The sequence below is a fragment of the Nocardia elegans NBRC 108235 genome (assembly GCF_001612845.1).
GTDB lineage: Bacteria > Actinomycetota > Actinomycetes > Mycobacteriales > Mycobacteriaceae > Nocardia > Nocardia nova.
This window is the reverse complement of record NZ_BDBF01000002.1, coordinates 46,677-65,158: the sequence shown is the minus strand read 5'-3', so window position 1 is coordinate 65,158 and position 18,482 is coordinate 46,677. Positions and strand designations below refer to the sequence as shown.

The 18,482-nt window shown below is 68.1% G+C and carries 14 protein-coding genes; 8 read left to right on the top strand and 6 right to left on the bottom strand.

Going from position 1 to position 18,482, the window contains the following annotated elements; genetic code table 11:
• The first annotated feature begins 42 nt into the window (after positions 1-42).
• Together NE2_RS02355 and NE2_RS02350 are read left to right on the top strand one after the other, a co-directional pair.
• Positions 43-1,194, top strand: a complete 1,152-nt coding sequence (locus NE2_RS02355) for a class I SAM-dependent methyltransferase (protein ID WP_063023478.1) — start codon at positions 43-45, stop codon at positions 1,192-1,194.
• A gap of 128 nt (positions 1,195-1,322) precedes the next feature.
• A complete protein-coding gene (locus tag NE2_RS02350) occupies positions 1,323-2,174 on the top strand; it encodes a Bax inhibitor-1/YccA family protein (RefSeq protein WP_063023476.1) in 852 nt (283 codons plus the stop codon).
• 107 nt (positions 2,175-2,281) lie between these two features.
• Here NE2_RS02350 and NE2_RS02345 read toward each other — a convergent pair whose 3' ends face one another.
• The 4 genes from NE2_RS02345 to NE2_RS02330 form a co-directional block, all read right to left on the bottom strand.
• Positions 2,282-2,617: a DUF1330 domain-containing protein gene (locus NE2_RS02345; protein WP_063023474.1), complete on the bottom strand. Its 336-nt coding sequence runs from the start codon at positions 2,615-2,617 to the stop codon at positions 2,282-2,284.
• Positions 2,618-2,904: 287 nt separating this feature from the next.
• Positions 2,905-4,125: an acetyl-CoA C-acetyltransferase gene (locus NE2_RS02340; RefSeq protein WP_063023472.1), complete on the bottom strand. Its 1,221-nt coding sequence runs from the start codon at positions 4,123-4,125 to the stop codon at positions 2,905-2,907.
• Between the two features lie 78 nt (positions 4,126-4,203).
• Positions 4,204-5,076, bottom strand: coding sequence for an SGNH/GDSL hydrolase family protein (locus NE2_RS02335; RefSeq protein ID WP_063023470.1), 873 nt, complete (start codon positions 5,074-5,076; stop codon positions 4,204-4,206).
• 168 nt (positions 5,077-5,244) lie between these two features.
• On the bottom strand, positions 5,245-5,697 hold the full coding sequence (locus NE2_RS02330; RefSeq protein WP_227462953.1) for a hypothetical protein: 453 nt from the start codon (positions 5,695-5,697) through the stop codon (positions 5,245-5,247).
• Positions 5,698-5,803: 106 nt separating this feature from the next.
• Here NE2_RS02330 and NE2_RS02325 point away from each other — a divergent pair, with 106 nt between their 5' ends.
• The 3 genes from NE2_RS02325 (at position 5,804) to NE2_RS02315 (ending at position 9,689) form a co-directional block, all read left to right on the top strand.
• Positions 5,804-7,198 carry a cystathionine beta-synthase gene (locus tag NE2_RS02325; protein ID WP_063023468.1) on the top strand — a complete coding sequence of 465 codons (1,395 nt, stop codon included), beginning with the start codon at positions 5,804-5,806 and terminating at the stop codon, positions 7,196-7,198.
• Between the two features lie 605 nt (positions 7,199-7,803).
• Positions 7,804-8,436, top strand: coding sequence for a transglycosylase SLT domain-containing protein (locus tag NE2_RS02320; protein WP_063023466.1), 633 nt, complete (start codon positions 7,804-7,806; stop codon positions 8,434-8,436).
• Positions 8,437-8,540: 104 nt separating this feature from the next.
• Positions 8,541-9,689: a cystathionine gamma-synthase gene (locus NE2_RS02315; RefSeq protein WP_063017008.1), complete on the top strand. Its 1,149-nt coding sequence runs from the start codon at positions 8,541-8,543 to the stop codon at positions 9,687-9,689.
• 176 nt (positions 9,690-9,865) lie between these two features.
• Here NE2_RS02315 and greA read toward each other — a convergent pair whose 3' ends face one another.
• Entirely contained in the window at positions 9,866-10,360 is a 495-nt protein-coding gene (gene greA / locus NE2_RS02310; RefSeq protein ID WP_030518168.1) for a transcription elongation factor GreA, read from the bottom strand.
• Positions 10,361-10,635: 275 nt separating this feature from the next.
• Positions 10,636-11,133, bottom strand: coding sequence for a DUF4307 domain-containing protein (locus tag NE2_RS02305; RefSeq protein WP_030518167.1), 498 nt, complete (start codon positions 11,131-11,133; stop codon positions 10,636-10,638).
• A 184-nt stretch (positions 11,134-11,317) separates the two neighbouring features.
• On the opposite strand from NE2_RS02305, the gene mca reads away from it, so the two are divergent.
• The 3 genes from mca (at position 11,318) to NE2_RS02290 (ending at position 18,393) form a co-directional block, all read left to right on the top strand.
• Positions 11,318-12,250, top strand: a complete 933-nt coding sequence (mca, locus tag NE2_RS02300; RefSeq protein WP_063023790.1) for a mycothiol conjugate amidase Mca — start codon at positions 11,318-11,320, stop codon at positions 12,248-12,250.
• Complete coding sequence (locus NE2_RS02295) at positions 12,250-12,615, top strand: hypothetical protein (RefSeq protein WP_228817185.1); 366 nt, start codon at positions 12,250-12,252, stop codon at positions 12,613-12,615. Before mca ends, NE2_RS02295 begins: the two co-directional genes overlap by 1 nt.
• 324 nt (positions 12,616-12,939) lie before the next feature.
• The gene (locus tag NE2_RS02290) at positions 12,940-18,393 is read left to right on the top strand and encodes an ATP-binding protein (RefSeq protein WP_063023462.1); all 5,454 of its coding nucleotides are present in this window, start codon (positions 12,940-12,942) and stop codon (positions 18,391-18,393) included.
• Positions 18,394-18,482 lie beyond the last annotated feature (89 nt).

Sequence of the window (18,482 nt, the reverse complement as noted above, 5' to 3'; positions counted from 1 at the left end):
GGTCGTGGTGACGACACGGCAACGGTCTAGCACACTGTAGGAATGCTGGAGGTCGACGACATACTGAGCCGATTGCGGCGCTATCCGGATGTGGAAGCGGTGAACCTCTACGCCGTCGACGCGGCGGACCGACTGATCCTCGACACGGCCGCGGATGTGCTCGCGGCGGCCGGACCGGGGCGGGTCGCGGTGATCGACGACTGTTACGGCGCACTGACTCTCGGCGCGGCGGCCGCTCACGATGTGCGCGACATCCGCGTCCACCAGGATCTGCTGACCGGTGAACAGGCGCTGGCCAACAATGCCCGCGCGATGGATCTGGCCGACCGCTACACCTCGCACGATCTCGGCCCGGAACTGCTCGCGGGGGTCGACGTCGTGCTGTTGCGATTACCTCGCATGCTGTCCGGGCTCGCCGAGATCGCCGAGACGATCGCGCGATACGCCGATCCGGAGGTCACCGTGATCGCCGGCGGGCGCGACAAGTATCTGACGCCGGCGATGAACGACGTACTGGCGGAATACTTTTCGAGTGTGCAGGCCAGTCGGGGCCGGCAGAAGTCGCGGACGATCACGGCGACCGGGCCGAAAACGCCGGGAGCGCCGCAGTTTCCGCTGCGTGACCACCTCGACGAACTCGCCCTGCAGGTGGTGGCGCATGGTGCGGCCTTCTCCGGGCCGCGGCTCGATATCGGCACCCGCTTCCTGCTCGAACACCTCGATCGGATGAAACCCGACGCCCGCGAGGCGATCGATCTCGGTTGTGGCACCGGCATACTCGCCACAGCCCTGGCCAAGGCACGCCCGCACATCACGGTGGTCGGAACCGATCAGTCCGCGGCCGCGGTCGCCTCGGCCCGGGCCACCGCCGCCGCGAACGACGTCGGCGATCGGGTGACCGTGGTCCGCGACGACGCGATGGCGGCGGTGGGCGACCACAGCGCCGATCTGGTGTTGTGCAACCCCCCTTTCCACGTCGGCGCCGCGGTGCACACCGGATCGGCGATCAAGATGTTCTCCGAAACCGGGCGGGTACTGCGCCCGGGCGGGGAGCTGTGGACCGTATACAACAGCCATCTCAACTATCGCGGCGTCATGGACCGCTTGGTCGGCAAGACCGATGTGGTCGGGCGTAATCGCAAATTCACCGTGACTCGGTCCGTGTGTGGCCTGCACACCGCCCGGCGGGAGTAGATTACGGGCAGTACAGTCTGATATGTCCGATTTGATGTCCGGTTCGGGAACTTGCTCCCGGAGCGGATCGTTGGATACTCAGACGGACACGACGGACGTGGACCGCTACTTCGGAAAGGCACGGGACCTTGCGCACCACAAGTAACCCGATCTTCAAAAATTTGCCGCAACAACAGGGCGGTGGATACGCGGGATTCGGTTCGGCGGCAGCGGGCGCCGGGCAGTTCGCGCAGTACGGACAGCAGAGCCAGTACGGTGTCCAGCAGCCGTATCAGCAGGCGCCGGCCACCCGGCCGATGACGATCGACGATGTCGTCACCAAGACCGGCATCACCCTCGGCGTGGTCACCATCGCCGCGATCATCGCCTACGGTGCGACCGCGGCCAACCACGCGCTGGCCCCGCTGTTCGTGATCGTCGGTGGGCTGGTCGGCTTCGTGCTGGTCATGGTCGCCACCTTCGGCCGCAAGCAGGACAACAAGGCCATCGTGCTGAGCTACGCGGCCGCCGAAGGCTTCTTCCTGGGCGCGCTGTCGTTCATGTTCACCAATGTGGAATTCGGTGGCGTCGGTGGCGGCGGTCTGATCGCCCAGGCGGTTCTGGGCACCTTCGGTGTGTTCTTCGGCATGCTCGTGGTCTACAAGACCGGAGCCATCCGGGTCACCCCGCGCTTCACCCGCATGCTCGTCGGCGCCATGATCGGTGTGATCGTCCTCATGCTGGGCAACCTGATCGCCGCCTTCTTCACTCCCGGCGGCTTCGGCCTGCGCGACGGCGGCACCGTGGCGATCATCTTCAGCCTGGTCTGCATCGCGATCGCGGCCTTCAGCTTCCTGCTCGACTTCGACGCCGCCGACCAGCTGATCCGCGCCGGTGCGCCGGAGAAGGCCGCGTGGGGCGTCGCCCTGGGCCTGACCGTCACCCTGGTCTGGCTGTACCTGGAGATCCTGCGCCTGCTGAGTTATCTGCAGAACGACTGATCCCGCGCCCGAACACCGACGAGGTGGCTGCCACACCGGCAGCCACCTCTTCGCGTTTCGGGGGTGTCGGAAATCTCCGCGTGCGGGCCCGAGCGCCGCGGCGACATTCAGGCGAGCAGTTCGGCAGGGAGCACATCGGTGGCGACGTGGTCGTCACCGCAGTAATCGGCCAGAACCGCGACTCCGCCCGCGTTGTTCAGTCGCAGCGGCAGGATCTCCAGATATTCCGGCGAGGCGTACCAGGCTTGTGCCGCCTCGTAATCCGGAAATTCGATGACGATCGCGACGGCATCCGTGGGCCCTTCGGCGACCAGCTGCCGGCCGCCGTGCACGATGAACTTCCCGCCGAACGGCGCCAGCGTCCCGTCGATCCGGCGCAGATACTCCACGATCTCGGCGTTGACATCCACATCGTGCAGGTGGGCCACAGCGTAGGCAGGCATCTCGAACTCCTCGAACCGAGTTGTGTTGACGCCATTGATATTTCCGCGCCACCGTAGTGAAGTCGATTACCCGCCGGGTAATGAGTGCCTCCCTCGACCCGCCGCCCCGCAACGACAATCGACCGGCTCCCCACCTCTTCGGTGCGGAACCGGCCGACTGATTTCGCGAGCACATGGGTAACTCGTCGGGCACGCCCAGACCCCGACGAGGCACCCACCCGCCGCCCCGCAGCGCGGATCTCGCGGCACTCACCCGTCCGCTGAAGGCGCGGAGAGGCGGGACAGTCTCAGCTCAGGCGCTCGATGACCATGGCCATGCCCTGGCCACCGCCGACACACATGGTCTCCAGACCGAACTGCTTGTCGTGGGTCTGCAGGTTGTTGATCAGGGTGGCGGTGATGCGGGCGCCGGTCATGCCGAACGGGTGGCCGAGGGCGATGGCGCCGCCGGAGACGTTCAGCTTGTCCAGGTCCATGTTCAGCTCACGAGCCGAGCCCAGCACCTGCACGGCGAAGGCCTCGTTGATCTCGTAGAGGTCGATGTCGTCGATGGTCTTGCCGGCGATCTTCAGCGCCTTGCGCACGGCCTCGATCGGGCCCAGGCCCATGATCTCCGGCGACAGACCCGACACACCGGTGGACACGATGCGCGCCAGCGGGGTCAGGCCCAGCTCCTTGGCCTTGGTGTCGCTCATGATGACCAGCGCGGCCGCACCGTCGTTGAGCGGGCAGGCGTTACCGGCGGTGATGGTGCCATCGGGACGGAAGACCGGCTTGAGCTGCGAGATCTTCTCGTAGGTGGTGCCGGGGCGCGGGCCGTCGTCGGTGGAGACGACGGTGCCGTCGGGCAGCGTCACCGGGGTGATCTCACGCTCGAAGAAGCCGGCCTTGATGGCCTCCTCGGCGCGGTTCTGCGACCGCACGCCCCAGTGGTCCTGCTCCTCGCGGGAGATGCCGGTGAACTGGGCGACGTTCTCGGCGGTCTGGCCCATCGCGATGTAGATGTCGGGGAGATCGCCACCCTCGCGCGGGTCGGCCCAGCCGTCGGAGCCGCCCTCGGCGCGCTTGGCGGTGCGGGCCTCGGCCTCGGCGAACTTCTCGTTGTGGGTGTCCGGCCAGCCGTCGGAGGTGCCCTTCGGGAACCGCGACACGGTCTCGACACCGGCGGAGATGAACACATCGCCCTCACCGGCCTTGATGGCGTGCAGCGCCATCCGGGTGGTCTGCAGCGACGACGAGCAGTACCGGTTCAGAGTCACGCCGGGCAGGAAGTCGTAGCCGAGCTGAGTGGCGACCACCTTGGCCATGTTGAATCCGGCCTCGCCGCCGGGCTGTCCGCAGCCGAGCATCAGATCGTCGATGTCGGCGGGGTTCAGCGCCGGAACCTTGTCCAGGGCGGCGCGGACCATCTGGGTCGCGAGGTCGTCGGGACGCATGGTCACCAGCGAACCCTTGCCTGCGCGGCCGATGGGGGAGCGGGCGAACGAAACGATGACGGCCTCTGGCATGAGGACTCCTTATATCGAGGTCGCCGAATCGGTCAGCCGACCGTTTCGGTACAGGGGTACGACAATTCAACCCCGAATCTACGTCGCCGCCGTGTGGCTCGGAACACCCGGTCGGGACTGATCCCGTTCATCGAGTTCGCGCAGCAGTGCCGGGAGCAGATGCCGGGCCGCCAACGCGTAGCCGGCGGGCGAGGGATGGAAGCCGTCGGCGGAGAAGAGCACCTCCGGGGTGCTACGGAAGTCGTGGCCGAGCAGATCGCCCATCGCGACGGGGGTGCCACCGGCCGAACGGACCGCACCGACCTGGGCTCGGGCCAGCCGCGCGCTCCAGCGGTGCACGACCGTGCTCAACGGCTGCGGGATCGCGGCCACGGTGCCGAGATCCGGGCAGGTGCCCACCACGACGACGGCGCCCGCCTCGTGCAGGCGTCCGACCGCGTGCCGCAGCCGCTGCGCCGAACGCCAGATCGAATGTTTTTTGGTGACGTCGTTGGCGCCGACCAGGATCACGGCGGCGTCCGGCGGCGGGCCCGCGATGAACATGGCGTCGACCTGTCCGGCCAGCCCCTTCGAGGTGGCTCCGGATATCGCCTTGGTACTCAAGCGAATTCGCCATCCGGTGGCATCGGCCAGACCGCGGGCCACCAGGACGCCGGGTACCTGTTCGGCGTCGGCGCAGCCCACTCCGGCGGCGGTCGAATCGCCGAAGATCATCAGATGCAGGTCGAACGGCACAGCCGCGCGCCACGGTTGCGGGGCCACGCACTCGCGGGTGTACACCCCGTCGGCCTCCGGAGGCTTGGAGGTGTCGCGGCCGATCACGGTGCGCGCCGCGCGGGCCTGTGACATCAGCAGGCGGTAGGTCGCCCAGCCCGCGGTGCCCGCCCCCGAGCCGACCGCCACCCCGGCGGCCGCGCTCGCCGCGACGGTTCGCCACGTCCTGGAAGCCACCCGCCAACCTCCCGTCTCACATCCGACCTGTCACCGACCGGACCCTCCGCGGCGGGCTCGGCGCCCGCGACGGTGCGAATCCGGTGCGGCCGCAGGGGCGCTCCCGGTCCGGTCCTACCGATTATGCGGCGCGTGCGACGCGCCGACCAGGGACGGGGCCGAGGCGGGTCAGAAAACGTCGAATGCGCCGTGTGCGGGAATGTTGAGGTTGTTGGTGGTGACCGTGACCTCGATATGACCCGGTCCGGTGTTCTGGAACTCCGCGTACAGGATGCTGCCGTAGATACCGGAGACGACGTTCAACCGGTACTCGCCGGCCGCCCCGGTGTTGGTGTTGCGCCACGCGACCGTGGTGTCGACGTTGCACAGCGGGGCCAGCGGATACTGTCCCGGGCCCACACCCTGGATCGCCAGGGCCTGGACGTTGAACACCGCCCGCCCCGGCCAGTCGGGACTGGTATCGACCCAGGTCCGGATATTGCCCCCGCACAATCCGCCGTAGAACACACTCGGCGTTTGGGGGAATTCGACGGTCTGTGCGCTGGCCGAGGCGGACGCGATGGTGGTCACGGCCCCGACGGTCGCGGCCACGACTGCGGCGGCGCGAGCTGTCTTCGGCATCCTCACGCCCCGCATACTAACCGCAGCGCTATCGCCTCGCTGGATCGAACGCAGCGCTCGCCGTACCAAACGCAAGTCGTCCGTCCGGCTCTGCGACGATGTAGCTATGCGTATCGCGAACCACGTCGTCGACCTGATCGGAAATACCCCGCTCGTTCGGTTGAACTCTGTGGTGGGCCCGAACTCCGGGGTGGTGGCCGCGAAGATCGAATATCTCAACCCGGGCGGCAGCTCCAAGGACCGCATCGCGGTGAAGATGATCGACGCCGCCGAGGAGCAGGGATTGCTGAAGCCGGGCGGGACCATCGTGGAGCCGACCTCCGGCAACACGGGGGTGGGGCTGGCCCTGGTCGCCCAGCAGCGCGGTTACAAATGCGTCTTCGTCTGCCCGGACAAGGTCAGCGAGGACAAGCGCAACGTGTTGCGCGCCTACGGCGCCGAGGTGGTCGTCTGCCCGACCGCGGTGCCGCCGGAGCATCCGGACAGCTACTACAGCGTCTCGGACCGCCTCACCCGTGAGATCCCGGGTGCGTGGAAGCCCGATCAGTACTCCAACCCGGGCGGCCCGGCCAGCCACTACGAGACCACCGGTCCCGAGATCTGGCGCGACACCGAGGGCACGGTCACCCATTTCGTGGCCGGTGTGGGCACCGGCGGCACCATCACGGGTGCGGGCCGGTATCTGAAAGAGGTGTCCGGCGGCAAGGTCAAGGTCATCGGCGCCGATCCGGAGGGGTCGGTCTATTCCGGCGGCACCGGCCGGCCCTATCTGGTCGAGGGCGTCGGCGAGGATTTTTGGCCCTCGGCCTACGACCCGTCGGTGCCCGACGAGATCATCGCCGTCTCCGACGCCGACAGCTTCGAGATGACCCGCCGCCTCGCGCGCGAGGAGGGGCTGCTGGTGGGCGGTTCCTGCGGTATGGCGGTGGTCGCGGCGCTGCGGGTGGCCGAGCGCGATCCGGACGCGGTCGTGGTGGTGCTGCTGCCCGACGGTGGCCGCGGTTACCTGTCGAAGATCTTCAACGACAACTGGATGAGCTCCTACGGCTTCCTGCAGACTCGGCTCGACGGCAGCACCACCGAGCCGACGGTCGGCGACGTCCTGCGCGGCAAGTCCGGCGCGCTGCCGGATCTGGTGCACACCCATCCGCAGGAGACGCTGCGCGACGCGATCGAGATCCTGCGCGAATACGGGGTCTCGCAAATGCCGGTGGTCGGCGCCGAACCGCCCGTGATGGCCGGCGAGGTGGCCGGCAGCGTCACCGAGCGCGATCTGCTGTCGGCGGTATTCGAGGGCCGGGCGCATCTGACCGATCCGGTGTCGAAGCATATGAGCCCGTCGTTCCCGCTGATCGGGTCCGGCGAGCCGGTGTCGTCTGCGACCAAGGCGCTGGAATCCACCGATGCGCTGATGGTCGTCGAGGACGGCAAGCCGATCGGCGTCATCACCCGCCATGATCTGCTCGGTTTCCTCAGCGGGGCGGGGCTGCCCACACACTGATCCCGTTCGGCAGCCAACTGCAGAGTCGCACAACAGCACAGTTCGCCACGATCACCCGGCCGCGCACGCGAGCCGGGTGATCGCGTTTCCACGTGCCCCGGGGCGCCGGCGCCAGATCTGCCGGCCGTTACCGTGCGGCGCCGCCCGCAGACTCCCTCCGAGGCAACCGATCGATCCGCAAACCTTGGCTATCGACTGCATCACGGCGGGGGTTACCGAGCGTTATCGATCGTTACCGAACAGTTGCCGAAGGCGCGAAAAAGCGGACAAAACACCCCCAAACGCAACGACACGCGTTATTTTTCTGTGATGCGCAGCACGTGCCCGTGAGGCATGGATTCCCAGGTCAGCGCTATATAGCAAGACGCAATCGATGCGAAACGCGAGTAGGCGCACCGTCTGTTCATTTCGAGTTCAGTTTACGTTTACCTACCGCAACCATCCTGTGACCTCGTTGGTTGTCAGACGCGAGTCTGAGTCAGTAGCCGGATCGTCATCCGAAAAAAGCATGCAGCACGCGAGGTGAGTCCCACAGGGGCCCGCCCTGGTCCAGTGCTGCCTGCCGCAGGCCACCGAGGCCGACACACAGTAGGGAAGAACATCGAATGTCGAAGACCACGACAAGCAGTAGAGCCAAGGCGGTCGCGCGTACCGCCGGATCAGCCACCCTGGCCCTCGCCGCTTTCGCCGCCATCACCTCCGCCGGTGGCCACAAGACCGACGATGTGAAGCCGGCCGCGTTGGCATCCACGCTGGTCGCCGCCGCCGAGAAGACTCAGCCTACCGCTGCCGCCGAGCCCATCGCCGCGGCCGCCCCGCCGCCGGCCGCACCCGCCGCCGCCATCCCGGCCCCGATGCCGGCTCCCGCGCCCGCCCCCGCGCCGGTTCCGCCGCCGCCCCCGCCGGCTCCGGTCTACCCGGACAACCTGGACGGCTGGATCCACAACGCTCTCGACATCATGGCCGCGCACGGCATCCCGGGCAGCTACGACGGCATCTATCGCAACATCATGCGGGAGTCCTCGGGTAACACCCAGGCCATCAACCTGTACGACTCCAACGCCGCCATGGGGATCCCGTCCAAGGGTCTGCTGCAGGTCATCGACCCGACCTTCGCGGCCTACCACGTCGACGGCACCTCCTGGGACATCTGGGATCCGGTCGCCAACATCGTGGCCGCCTGCAACTACGCAGCGCATCGCTACGGCTCGATGGACAACGTCAACTCGGCGTACTGAACCGCGGCGACCGCTTCCGAGCGGGCATGACCCCGCTCACATCGATCCCCGGCCGGGGGTTCCCGCCTCGAGCGCCGCGACGGCACGGATCTAGGCTGGTCGGCATGACCGACGATCAGCTGGGGTTCTCCACACGAGCCGTGCATGCCGGGTTCGATCCCGACCCGCAGACCGGTGCGGTGAACGTGCCGATCTACGCGAGCTCGACCTTCGCCCAGGATGGCGTGGGCGGGCTGCGTGGCGGCTACGAGTACGCCCGCACCGGTAACCCGACCCGCGCCGCGCTGGAAGCGAATCTGGCCGCGCTGGAATCCGGGAGTTACGGGCGGGCATTCTCCTCGGGGATGGCGGCTACCGACTGTGTGCTGCGGGCGACGCTGCGCCCGGGTGATCACCTGGTGATCCCGAACGACGCCTACGGCGGGACGTTCCGGCTCATCGACAAGGTGTTCACGCAGTGGGGTATCGAATACTCCGTGGCCCCGGTGTCGGATCCGGACGCGGTCGCCAACGCGTTGCGTCCCAACACCAAACTGGTGTGGCTGGAGACGCCGACCAACCCGCTGCTCAACGTCGGCGACATCTCGGCACTGGCCGACGTCGCGCACGGCGGCGGCGCGAAACTGGTGGTGGACAACACCTTCGCCTCGCCGTATCTGCAGCAGCCGCTGCTGCTCGGCGCGGACATCGTGCTGCATTCGACCACCAAATATCTGGGCGGTCATTCCGATGTGGTCGGCGGTGCGCTGATCACGAACGACGCCGAACTCGACGCCGCCTTCGCCTTCCTGCAGAACGGCGCCGGCGCGGTTCCGGGTCCCACCGACGCCTTCCTCACCATGCGCGGCATCAAAACTCTTGCGCTGCGGATGGATCGGCATTGCGACAACGCGGAGACCCTCGCCGGATTCCTCGCCGAGCACTCGGCCATCTCGCAGGTGATCTACCCCGGCCTGCCCGAACATCCCGGAAATCCGGTGGCGCAGAAGCAGATGCGCCGCTTCGGCGGCATGATCTCGGTGCGGCTGCGCGGCGGTAAGCAGGCCGCGCACGACTTCTGCGCGCGGACAAAGATTTTCACCCTCGCCGAATCGCTCGGTGGAGTGGAATCGCTGATCGAACACCCCGGTGCGATGACCCACGCCTCGACCGAGGGCTCCGAACTGGAGGTGCCCGCGGATCTGGTGCGACTGTCGGTCGGTATCGAGGACATCAGCGATCTGCTCGCCGATGTGGAGCGCGCGCTGGGCTGACACAGGGAAACGACGAACGGCCGCACCGGAATCGGTGCGGCCGTTCGTGTAGGTAGAGCTATGTCAGGTATCCGGCCGGGCTGCTGCCGACCCGGCCGAATCTGCCGAGGAGCGCGCGCAGCGCAGCCGCGGTGGTATCACCGCCGCTGCTCGCGTCCATCGACGACACCTTCCCGTCAGCTGTGGTACGGCTCCGCGCTGACCAGGGTCACCTTCATCATGTTGCCGTTGGGCAGGCGGTATTCGCGCGTCTCGCCGACCTTCGCGTCGATCAGGGCGCCGCCGAGCGGGGAGCTCGGCGAGTAGGTCTCCAGGTCCGACCGGCCCAGGCCCTCTTCGCGGGTCGCGATCAGGAAGGTCTCGGTATCGGTTTCGTCGCCGTCGTAGTAGACCTTGACCACCGAGCCCGGAAGCGCCACACCGGATTTGGTCGGCGCGACGCCGACCTTGGCGTTGTTCAGCAGCTCCTGCAGCTGACGGATGCGGGCCTCCTGCTGACCCTGCTCCTCGCGCGCGGCGTGGTAGCCGCCGTTCTCCTTCAGGTCGCCTTCTTCGCGGCGTTCGTTGATCTCGGCCGCGATGACCGGACGGTTGGCAATGAGCGCGTCGAGTTCGCTCTTGAGCCTCTCATGCGACTCCGGTGTGAGCCAGGTCACTTGCGTCTCAGTCATCTCGATCACTCCCTAGTAGTTGTTCCCGGCGTGCCGGGGTCCGTGATACCCGTCGCGCATGCGCGAGCACGTGTCCGCGCACAGCAACAGTCGACGGCTAGAGCGATCCGGGGGGATGTTCCTCGAACCCCGACGGTGCGCGGGCATTGTGTGCCCGGGAACCGGCAGCGCTGGCCGTCAATGCAGCAAACACGGCTCCGAGCGTTCGGAACCGTGTTCGCGCCATTCTAGCACGAATTGGATATGTGCAGGTAGAAGGCTTGAATGTGGGGGTGTCAGCCGGCCTTCAGGTAGGCCGGTACCTGATCGCTGCACCCATAGATATTGCCGTTGGCGGGCCGGGCGGTGGTCCGCACCGTGGTGGTGAGTTCGACGGTTCCGCTGTCCGAGCCGGGGATCAGCACCTCGCGGCGGCCGATCTCGCTGCCCTCGGTGTCCATGCCCCGTACCAGGCACACCACCGGCTGCTCCGGATGCTTGCGGGTCAGCTTGAAGTGCACGGTCAGCGTGGAATCGTCGACGACGTCGTAGCCGAGTTGGTCGGGCTCGATATCCTTGGGGCCGTACTGCCGATAACCCACATAGGCGACGATCAGCCCGAGTATCACCACCACGATGCCGAGTGCGATCGGAACCCAGCGGCGGTTGCGCACAGGACCGGTTCCGTAACGATTCGACACCCGATCGTTGCCCGCTCCCGTCGCCCCGGTCGCGGCGTCGGCGGTGCGCCCGTCCGGATCGGTCCGGTCGGACTGCGGTGCCGCCTCGCTCATGATGTGGTTGCTCCCGTGGTCGATCAGGGGGTAGGTCGGAACAAAAGACCGTCGGATGGAACTATAGGGAATGCAGTTCGGACACCCGCGTGCCGCTCGGGCACGGCGGACGGCTATGAGGTGAAACGGTGAGCAACGAGGTGAACGAGAAGTGAGCGGCAGCTTCGATCGGCCGCTGCGCCTCATGGCGGTGCACGCCCACCCCGACGACGAGTCGAGCAAGGGCGCCGCCACCACCGCGAAATATGCCGCGGAGGGTGACGACGTGCTGGTCGTGAGCCTGACCGGGGGTGAGCGCGGCTCCATCCTCAATCCGGCGATGGATGTGCCGGGCATTCTCGATCGCATCGACGATGTCCGCCGCGAGGAGATGGCGGCCGCCGCGAAGGCGCTGGGCGTGCAGCACCGCTGGCTGGGATTCGTGGATTCCGGTCTGCCCGAAGGAGATCCGCTGCCGCCGCTGCCCGAGGGCAGTTTCGCGCTGGTGCCGCTCGAGGAGGCCACCGAGGCCCTGGTGCGGGTGGTGCGCGAGTTCAGGCCGCACGTGATGACCACCTACGACGAGAACGGTGGCTATCCGCATCCGGACCACATCATGTGCCACAAGGTGTCGATGGCGGCCTTCGAGGCGGCCGGCGACCCCGAGCGCTTCCCCGACGCGGGCGAACCGTGGACGCCGCTGAAGCTCTACTACAACCACGGTTTCAGCCTGCAGCGGCTGGAGACCTTCGCCGACGAGTACGACCGGATCGGGGAGCCGTTCCCGATGCGCGACTGGATGGAACGCATCCGCAAGGCCGCCCAGGAACACGGCGATGTGATGTCGCGGGTGACCACGCAGATCGACTGCGGCAAGTATTTCCCGCAGCGTGACGAGGCCCTGCGCGCGCACGCCACACAGATCGACCCCAACGGCATGTTCTTCGCGATCCCGCTGGAGATGCAGCAGCGGTTGTGGCCGACCGAGGAATTCGAACTGGCCAGGACCCGGGTGCGCACCGCGATTCCGGAGACCGACCTGTTCGCCGGAATCCGGGACGCCGACGATGCGGAGGCAGATGACATGGTCGCCGACGATATGGTCGCCGACCGGGCGGTCGAGGGCACGGTTCGATGATGTCGATGTTGTTTGCGCACACCGCGCTGCTGGCCCAGAACACCACCACGAACCCGACCGGTCCGGAATTCGGCAAGGCGTCGCCGCTGGGTCTGGTGATTATCCTCGTGCTGCTGGCCGGCACGGTGCTGTTGATCCGCTCGATGAACAAGCACATCAAGAAGCTGCCCGCCGATTTCTCCCGCGAACATCCGGAACCGGACCAGGAAGCCGACGAGGGCACCGAACATGGTGTCGCCGGCGAAGGTGACGATGCGGCAGGTGGCGATCGGGCGGAGCAGCCGCGCGACGGCGCCGCCAACGGATCCGGCCGCGGCGATTCGGGTCCGTCCACCCCTCCGCCGGCCTCCGGTAAGGCCTCCTGAGATCCGCTGATTCGCCGCGCCGTCGCCGATTCGCCGCCCAATCGCAATCGGAGGCCGGCCACGGCCGCGGGCGGCGACGTCGATTGATGCTCTGATCTGCTTCGATGTTGCCCGGGTCATACGACCCGGCGCTCGCTCACGCATGTCTCGATACCGCGCTTCAGCGGGAATCGGCCGGACGACTCCTATGGGATCCCACACGATACGTGCGGGTAACCCTGCACGGCGTACACATTCGTGGAATAAAGGTGCACACTACGCGGAGCCGCGATACCTCGAATTCTGCCCATGCACCGGGCCTACGCTGTGGAAAGGAGTCGGCGAGTGTTCAGCCGCATCGCCATCGTGAACCGGGGTGAGGCCGCAATGCGCCTCATCCACGCCGTCCGAGATTTGGCCGCGGCGACCGCGCGACAGATCGAAACCGTCGCTCTGTACACCGATGTCGACCGGAACGCGACGTTCGTGCGCGAGGCCGATATCGCCTACGACCTCGGTCCGGCCTCCGCCCGCCCCTACCTGGACCTGAAGGCGCTGGAGAAGGCGCTGGTGGCGACCAAGGCCGACGCCGCCTGGGTCGGCTGGGGTTTCGTCGCCGAGGATCCCGCCTTCGCGGAACTGTGCGAGCACATCGGTATCACGTTCATCGGTCCGAGCCCGGACGCCATGCGCAAACTCGGCGACAAGATCGGCGCGAAGCTGATCGCCGAAGAGGTCGGGGTGCCGGTGGCGCCTTGGAGCCGCGGTGCGGTCGAGACGCTGGACGCCGCCATCGCGGCGGCCAAGGACATCGGCTATCCGCTGATGTTGAAGGCCACCGCCGGTGGTGGTGGCCGCGGTATCCGTGTCATCACCAACGAAGCCGAACTGGTCGACGCCTACGAGCGCACCAGCCAGGAAGCGGCCCGCGCCTTCGGCAGCGGTGTCGTCTTCCTGGAGCGGCTGGTCACCGGCGCCCGCCACGTCGAGGTTCAGGTGATCGCCGACGGTCAGGGCACCGCGTGGGCGCTGGGCGTGCGCGACTGCTCGGTGCAGCGGCGCAATCAGAAGGTCATCGAGGAGTCCGCCTCGCCGGTGCTGCGGCCCGAGCAGGTCGCCGATCTCAAGGCCTCGGCCGAGCGGCTCGCGGTGGCGGTCGGTTACCGCGGCGCGGCGACCGTCGAATTCCTCTACCACCCCGGAGACGAGCTGTTCGCCTTCCTGGAGGTCAACACCCGCTTGCAGGTCGAGCACCCGATCACCGAGTACACCACCGGGTTCGACCTGGTCCGGGCGCAGTTGCACGTGGCCTCCGGTGGACGGCTCGAGGGTGAGCCGCCGGCCGAACGCGGGCACGCCATCGAGGCCCGCCTCAACGCCGAAGACCCCGACCGCGACTTCGCCCCGGCGCCGGGGCGCATCGCCCTGCTGGATCTGCCGGCCGGCCCGGGTATCCGCGTCGACACCGGTGTCAGCGAGGGCGACACCATCCCCGCCGACTTCGACTCGATGATCGCCAAGATCATCGCCTACGGCCGCGATCGCGAAGAGGCCCTGGGCCGGCTGCGCCGCGCGGTCGGCGAGACCCGCGTGATCATCGAGGGCGGCGCGACCAACAAGAGCTTCGTCCTGGATCTGCTCGACCAGCCCGAGGTCATCGACGCCAGCGCCGACACCGGCTGGATCGACCGGGTGCGCGGCGAGGGCCGGCTGGTGGCCCAGCGGCACACCGCGGTCGCCTTGGCCGCCGCCGCCATCGACGCCTACGAGGAAGAGGAGCGGGCCGAGCGGCATCGGCTGCTGTCCACCGCCGCCGGTGGCCGCCCGCAGGTGCAGCACGAGAGCGGCCGCCCGCTGGATCTGAAGCTGCGTGGCGCGAGCTACCGCCTGCGGGTCGCGCGAGTCGGCGCGCATCGATTCCGGATCGGCATCGAGGCGGCCGGCGAGATCGCCACCGCGGACGTCGATCTCGAGCGTTTCGACCGCCACACCGGTCAGATCGTGGTCAACGGCACCCGGTATCGGCTGGTCACCGGCACGCACGGCCCCACCCACGTGGTGGATGTCGACGGCGTGACGCATCGGGTGAGCCGTGACGAAGGCGGTGTCGTGCGCTCGCCCGCGCCCGCGCTGGTCGTCGCCAAGCCGCTCGAGGTCGGCGACGAGGTCGAGGCGGGCGCGCCCGTGCTGGTCCTCGAGTCGATGAAGATGGAGACCGTGCTGCGGTCGCCGTTCAAGGCGCGCCTCAAGGAGTGCAGCGTCTCGGTCGGCTCACAGGTCGAGGCCGGCGCGCCGCTGCTGCGGCTGGAACCGATCGCCGACGACGATCAGGCCGACGAGGCCGCCGCGGTCGAGTCGGTCGAACTGGACCTGCCCACCGCGCCCACCGAGGTGCTGGCCCACGAGCGCACCGTGCGCGGCCAGGAGGATCTGCGCGGGCTGCTGCTCGGTTTCGACGTCGACCCGCACGACGGCGGCCGTGTCCTGACGGACTACCTGGCTGCGCGCCGCGCGGCGATCGCGGACAACCGCCGCCCGCTCGCCGAGGAACTGGAATTGATCGAGGTCTTCACCGATCTCGCCGAGCTGAGCCAGTTCTGGGGTGAGGACGCCGGTCACGGCCACGTCCACAGCGCCCGCGAATATTTCCACACCTATCTGCAGAGCCTCGACGTCGAGCGGGCCGGACTGCCGGAGTCTTACCGGGCCAAGCTGTCGAAGGCGCTCGCGCACTACGGCGTCACCGACCTGGAGCGCACCCCGGAACTCGAGGCCGCGGTCTTCCGGATCTTCCTCGCCCAGCAGCGCCCGTCCGACACGGTCACCGTCGTCACCACGCTGCTGCGCGAATGGCTGGGCGAGCCGGTGCCGGATCGGGTGCTGCAGGAACCGGTGGGCCTGGCGCTGGAGCGGCTGGTGGCCGCGACCCAGGTGCGCTTCCCGGTGATCGCCGACATCACCCGCGGTGTGGTCTACGCCTGGTACGGCCAGCCGCTGCTGCGCCGCAACCGCGCCCGCGTCTACACCACGGTCCGCAAGCATCTGAGCCATCTGGACGCGCATCCGGACGCCGCCGACCGCGCCGATCGCATCGCCGAGATGGTGCGCAGCACCGAACCGCTGGTTCGGCTGCTGGCCCAGCGGCTGGTGCGGGGCAACCCCGACAACACTGTCATGCTCGAGGTGCTGACCCGGCGGTATTACGGCAACAAGGGCCTGACCGACGTCCGCACCCAGGAGGTGGACGGCTGCACCTTCGTGGTCGCCGAACGCCGCGGTGTGAATCTGGTCTCCGCGGCGGTCAGTTTCGACTCGCTCGACACGGTGCTGAGCGGGCTCACCGAACTGGCCGGCGGCGCCGCCTCCATCGAGGCCGACATCTACCTCGGCTGGGAGAACCAGCCGGAGGACTTCGACGCGATGGCCGCCGCTCTGCAGGAGGTGCTCGGCGCCCGGTCGCTGCCCAACCAGGTGAATCGGATCACGGCCACCGTCGCGGGCAGCAACGGCGCGGTGATGCACCACCACTTCACCTTCCGCCCGTCGGCGACCGGTCTGGCCGAGGAGCGGTTGATCCGCGGCCTGCACCCCTATATCGCCGAGCGGATGCAGATGCGCCGCCTGCGCAAATTCGATCTCACCCGGCTGCCGTCCTCCGACGAGGAGGTCTACCTGTTCCGCGGTGTCGCGAAGGAGAACCCCGCCGACGAGCGGTTGATCGCCTTCGCGCAGGTGCGCGACCTGACCGCGCTGCGTGACCACGAGGGCCGGCTGCTGTCGCTGCCGACCGCCGAGAGCACGGTCGCGACCTGTGTCGACTCGATCCGCCGGGCACAGTCGCGGCGGCCGTCGGCCAAGCGCTTCCACACCAACCGGATCGTGCTCTACATCTGGCCGCCGCTGGATGTGACCCGCGCCGAGCTGGACACCATCGTCGGTCGCGTCGAACCGGCGACCGCGGGCGCCGGGCTGGAGGAGATCCTGCTCATCGCCCGCCAGCCCGACGCGCAGACCGGTGAGCTGGTCAAGCTCGTCGTGCGCATCCGGTTCGATGCCACCGGCGGCACCGAGGTCACCGTCGGCGAGCGCACCGACGATCCGGTCGAACCGCTCGACGAGTACCGCCAGAAGGTGTTGCGGGCCGCCGGCCGCGGCACCGTGTACCCGTACGAATTGACCGGTCTGCTCGGCACTTTCACCGAATACGACCTCGACGCCGAGCACACCCTCGTCCCCGTCGACCGGCCCAAGGGCCGCAACACCGCGGCGATGGTCGCCGGTGTGGTGAACACGCCGACCGACCGGCATCCGCAGGGCATCACGCGGGTGGTGCTGCTCGGCGATCCGACCAAGTCGCTGGGCGCGCTCTCGGAGCCGGAGTGCCGCCGGGTGATCGCGGCGCTGGATCTGGCCGAGCAGATGCAGGTGCCGCTCGAGTGGTACGCGCTGTCCTCCGGCGCCCGGATCTCGATGAAGTCCGGTACCGAGAACATGGACTGGGTGGCGGCGGCGCTCAAGCGCATCGTCGAATTCACGCAGGACGGCGGCGAGATCAACATCGTGGTCTCCGGCATCAACGTCGGCGCGCAGCCGTACTGGAACGCCGAGGCGACGATGCTCATGCACACCAAGGGCATCCTCGTGATGACCCCGGATTCGGCGATGGTGCTGACCGGTAAGCAGGCGCTGGACTTCTCCGGCGGTGTGTCGGCCGAGGACAACTTCGGCATCGGCGGCTACGACCGCGTGATGGGCCCCAACGGTCAGGCGCAGTACTGGGCGCCGAATCTGGCCGGAGCCCGCGATGTGCTGATGTCGCACTACGACCACACCTACATCGCTCCCGGTGAGCAGGGTCCGCGCCGCGCGCAGACCACCGACCCGATCGACCGCGACGTGTGCACGTTCCCGCACAACGTGCCGGACAGCGATTTCACGACCGTCGGCGAGATCTTCTCCGCGACCGCGAACCCGGATCGCAAGAAGCCCTTCGATATTCGCACCGTGATGCGGGCGCTGGCCGATCAGGACCACGCCGTGCTGGAGCGCTGGGCGGGTATGGCCGATGCGGAGACCGCCGTCGTGCAGGACGCGCATGTGGGTGGTATCCCGGTCTGCCTGCTGGGCATCGAATCGCGGGGTGTGCCGCGGCGCGGCTTCCCGTCCACCGACGGACCCGACACCTACACCGCGGGCACGCTGTTCCCGCGGTCGTCGAAGAAGGCGGCCCGCGCGATCAACGCGGCCAGCGGCAACCGCCCGCTGGTGGTGCTGGCGAATCTGTCCGGCTTCGACGGATCGCCGGAGTCGATGCGCAAGCTGCAGCTCGAATACGGTGCCGAAATCGGCCGCGCGATCGTGAACTTCCGCGGGCCCATCGTGTTCTGCGTGATCTCGCGCTACCACGGCGGTGCCTTCGTGGTGTTCTCGAAGGCGCTGAACCCGAATATGACCGTGCTCGCGCTGGAGGGTTCGTTCGCCTCGGTGCTCGGTGGCGCCCCGGCCGCGGCCGTGGTGTTCGCCGGTGACGTCAACACCCGCACCGCCTCGGATTCGCGGGTGCGCGAACTGGAGTCGCGGGTCGCGAACGCGTCGGGAACCGAGCGCGCGGAACTGTCCGCCGAACTCGACGAGGTCCGCTCGCAGGTGCGCGCGGAGAAGCTGGGCGAGGTCGCCGCCGAGTTCGACCGGGTGCACAACATCCACCGCGCCGTCGAGGTCGGCTCGGTCGACGCGGTGATCAGCGCTCGCGAGCTGCGGCCGCGCATCATCGAGGCGATCGAGGCGCGTCTCGGCTGATTTCACGCCCGTGACCGGCCGTCCGCGGCCGGTCACGGGTTCGGCCGCGTTGTGATGATCATGGCGGGGTAGTCCGTTGTCGTGACGGT

Coding starts and splice junctions, on each gene's coding strand:
- greA (WP_030518168.1), bottom strand. CDS start 10,360: ATGACTGAGACGCAAGTGACCTGGCTCACACCGGAGTCGCATGAGAGG.
- NE2_RS02345 (WP_063023474.1), bottom strand. CDS start 2,617: ATGCCTGCCTACGCTGTGGCCCACCTGCACGATGTGGATGTCAACGCC.
- NE2_RS02355 (WP_063023478.1), top strand. CDS start 43: ATGCTGGAGGTCGACGACATACTGAGCCGATTGCGGCGCTATCCGGAT.
- NE2_RS02325 (WP_063023468.1), top strand. CDS start 5,804: ATGCGTATCGCGAACCACGTCGTCGACCTGATCGGAAATACCCCGCTC.
- mca (WP_063023790.1), top strand. CDS start 11,318: ATGGCGGTGCACGCCCACCCCGACGACGAGTCGAGCAAGGGCGCCGCC.
- NE2_RS02330 (WP_227462953.1), bottom strand. CDS start 5,697: ATGCCGAAGACAGCTCGCGCCGCCGCAGTCGTGGCCGCGACCGTCGGG.
- NE2_RS02295 (WP_228817185.1), top strand. CDS start 12,250: ATGTCGATGTTGTTTGCGCACACCGCGCTGCTGGCCCAGAACACCACC.
- NE2_RS02320 (WP_063023466.1), top strand. CDS start 7,804: ATGTCGAAGACCACGACAAGCAGTAGAGCCAAGGCGGTCGCGCGTACC.
- NE2_RS02315 (WP_063017008.1), top strand. CDS start 8,541: ATGACCGACGATCAGCTGGGGTTCTCCACACGAGCCGTGCATGCCGGG.
- NE2_RS02305 (WP_030518167.1), bottom strand. CDS start 11,133: ATGAGCGAGGCGGCACCGCAGTCCGACCGGACCGATCCGGACGGGCGC.
- NE2_RS02340 (WP_063023472.1), bottom strand. CDS start 4,125: ATGCCAGAGGCCGTCATCGTTTCGTTCGCCCGCTCCCCCATCGGCCGC.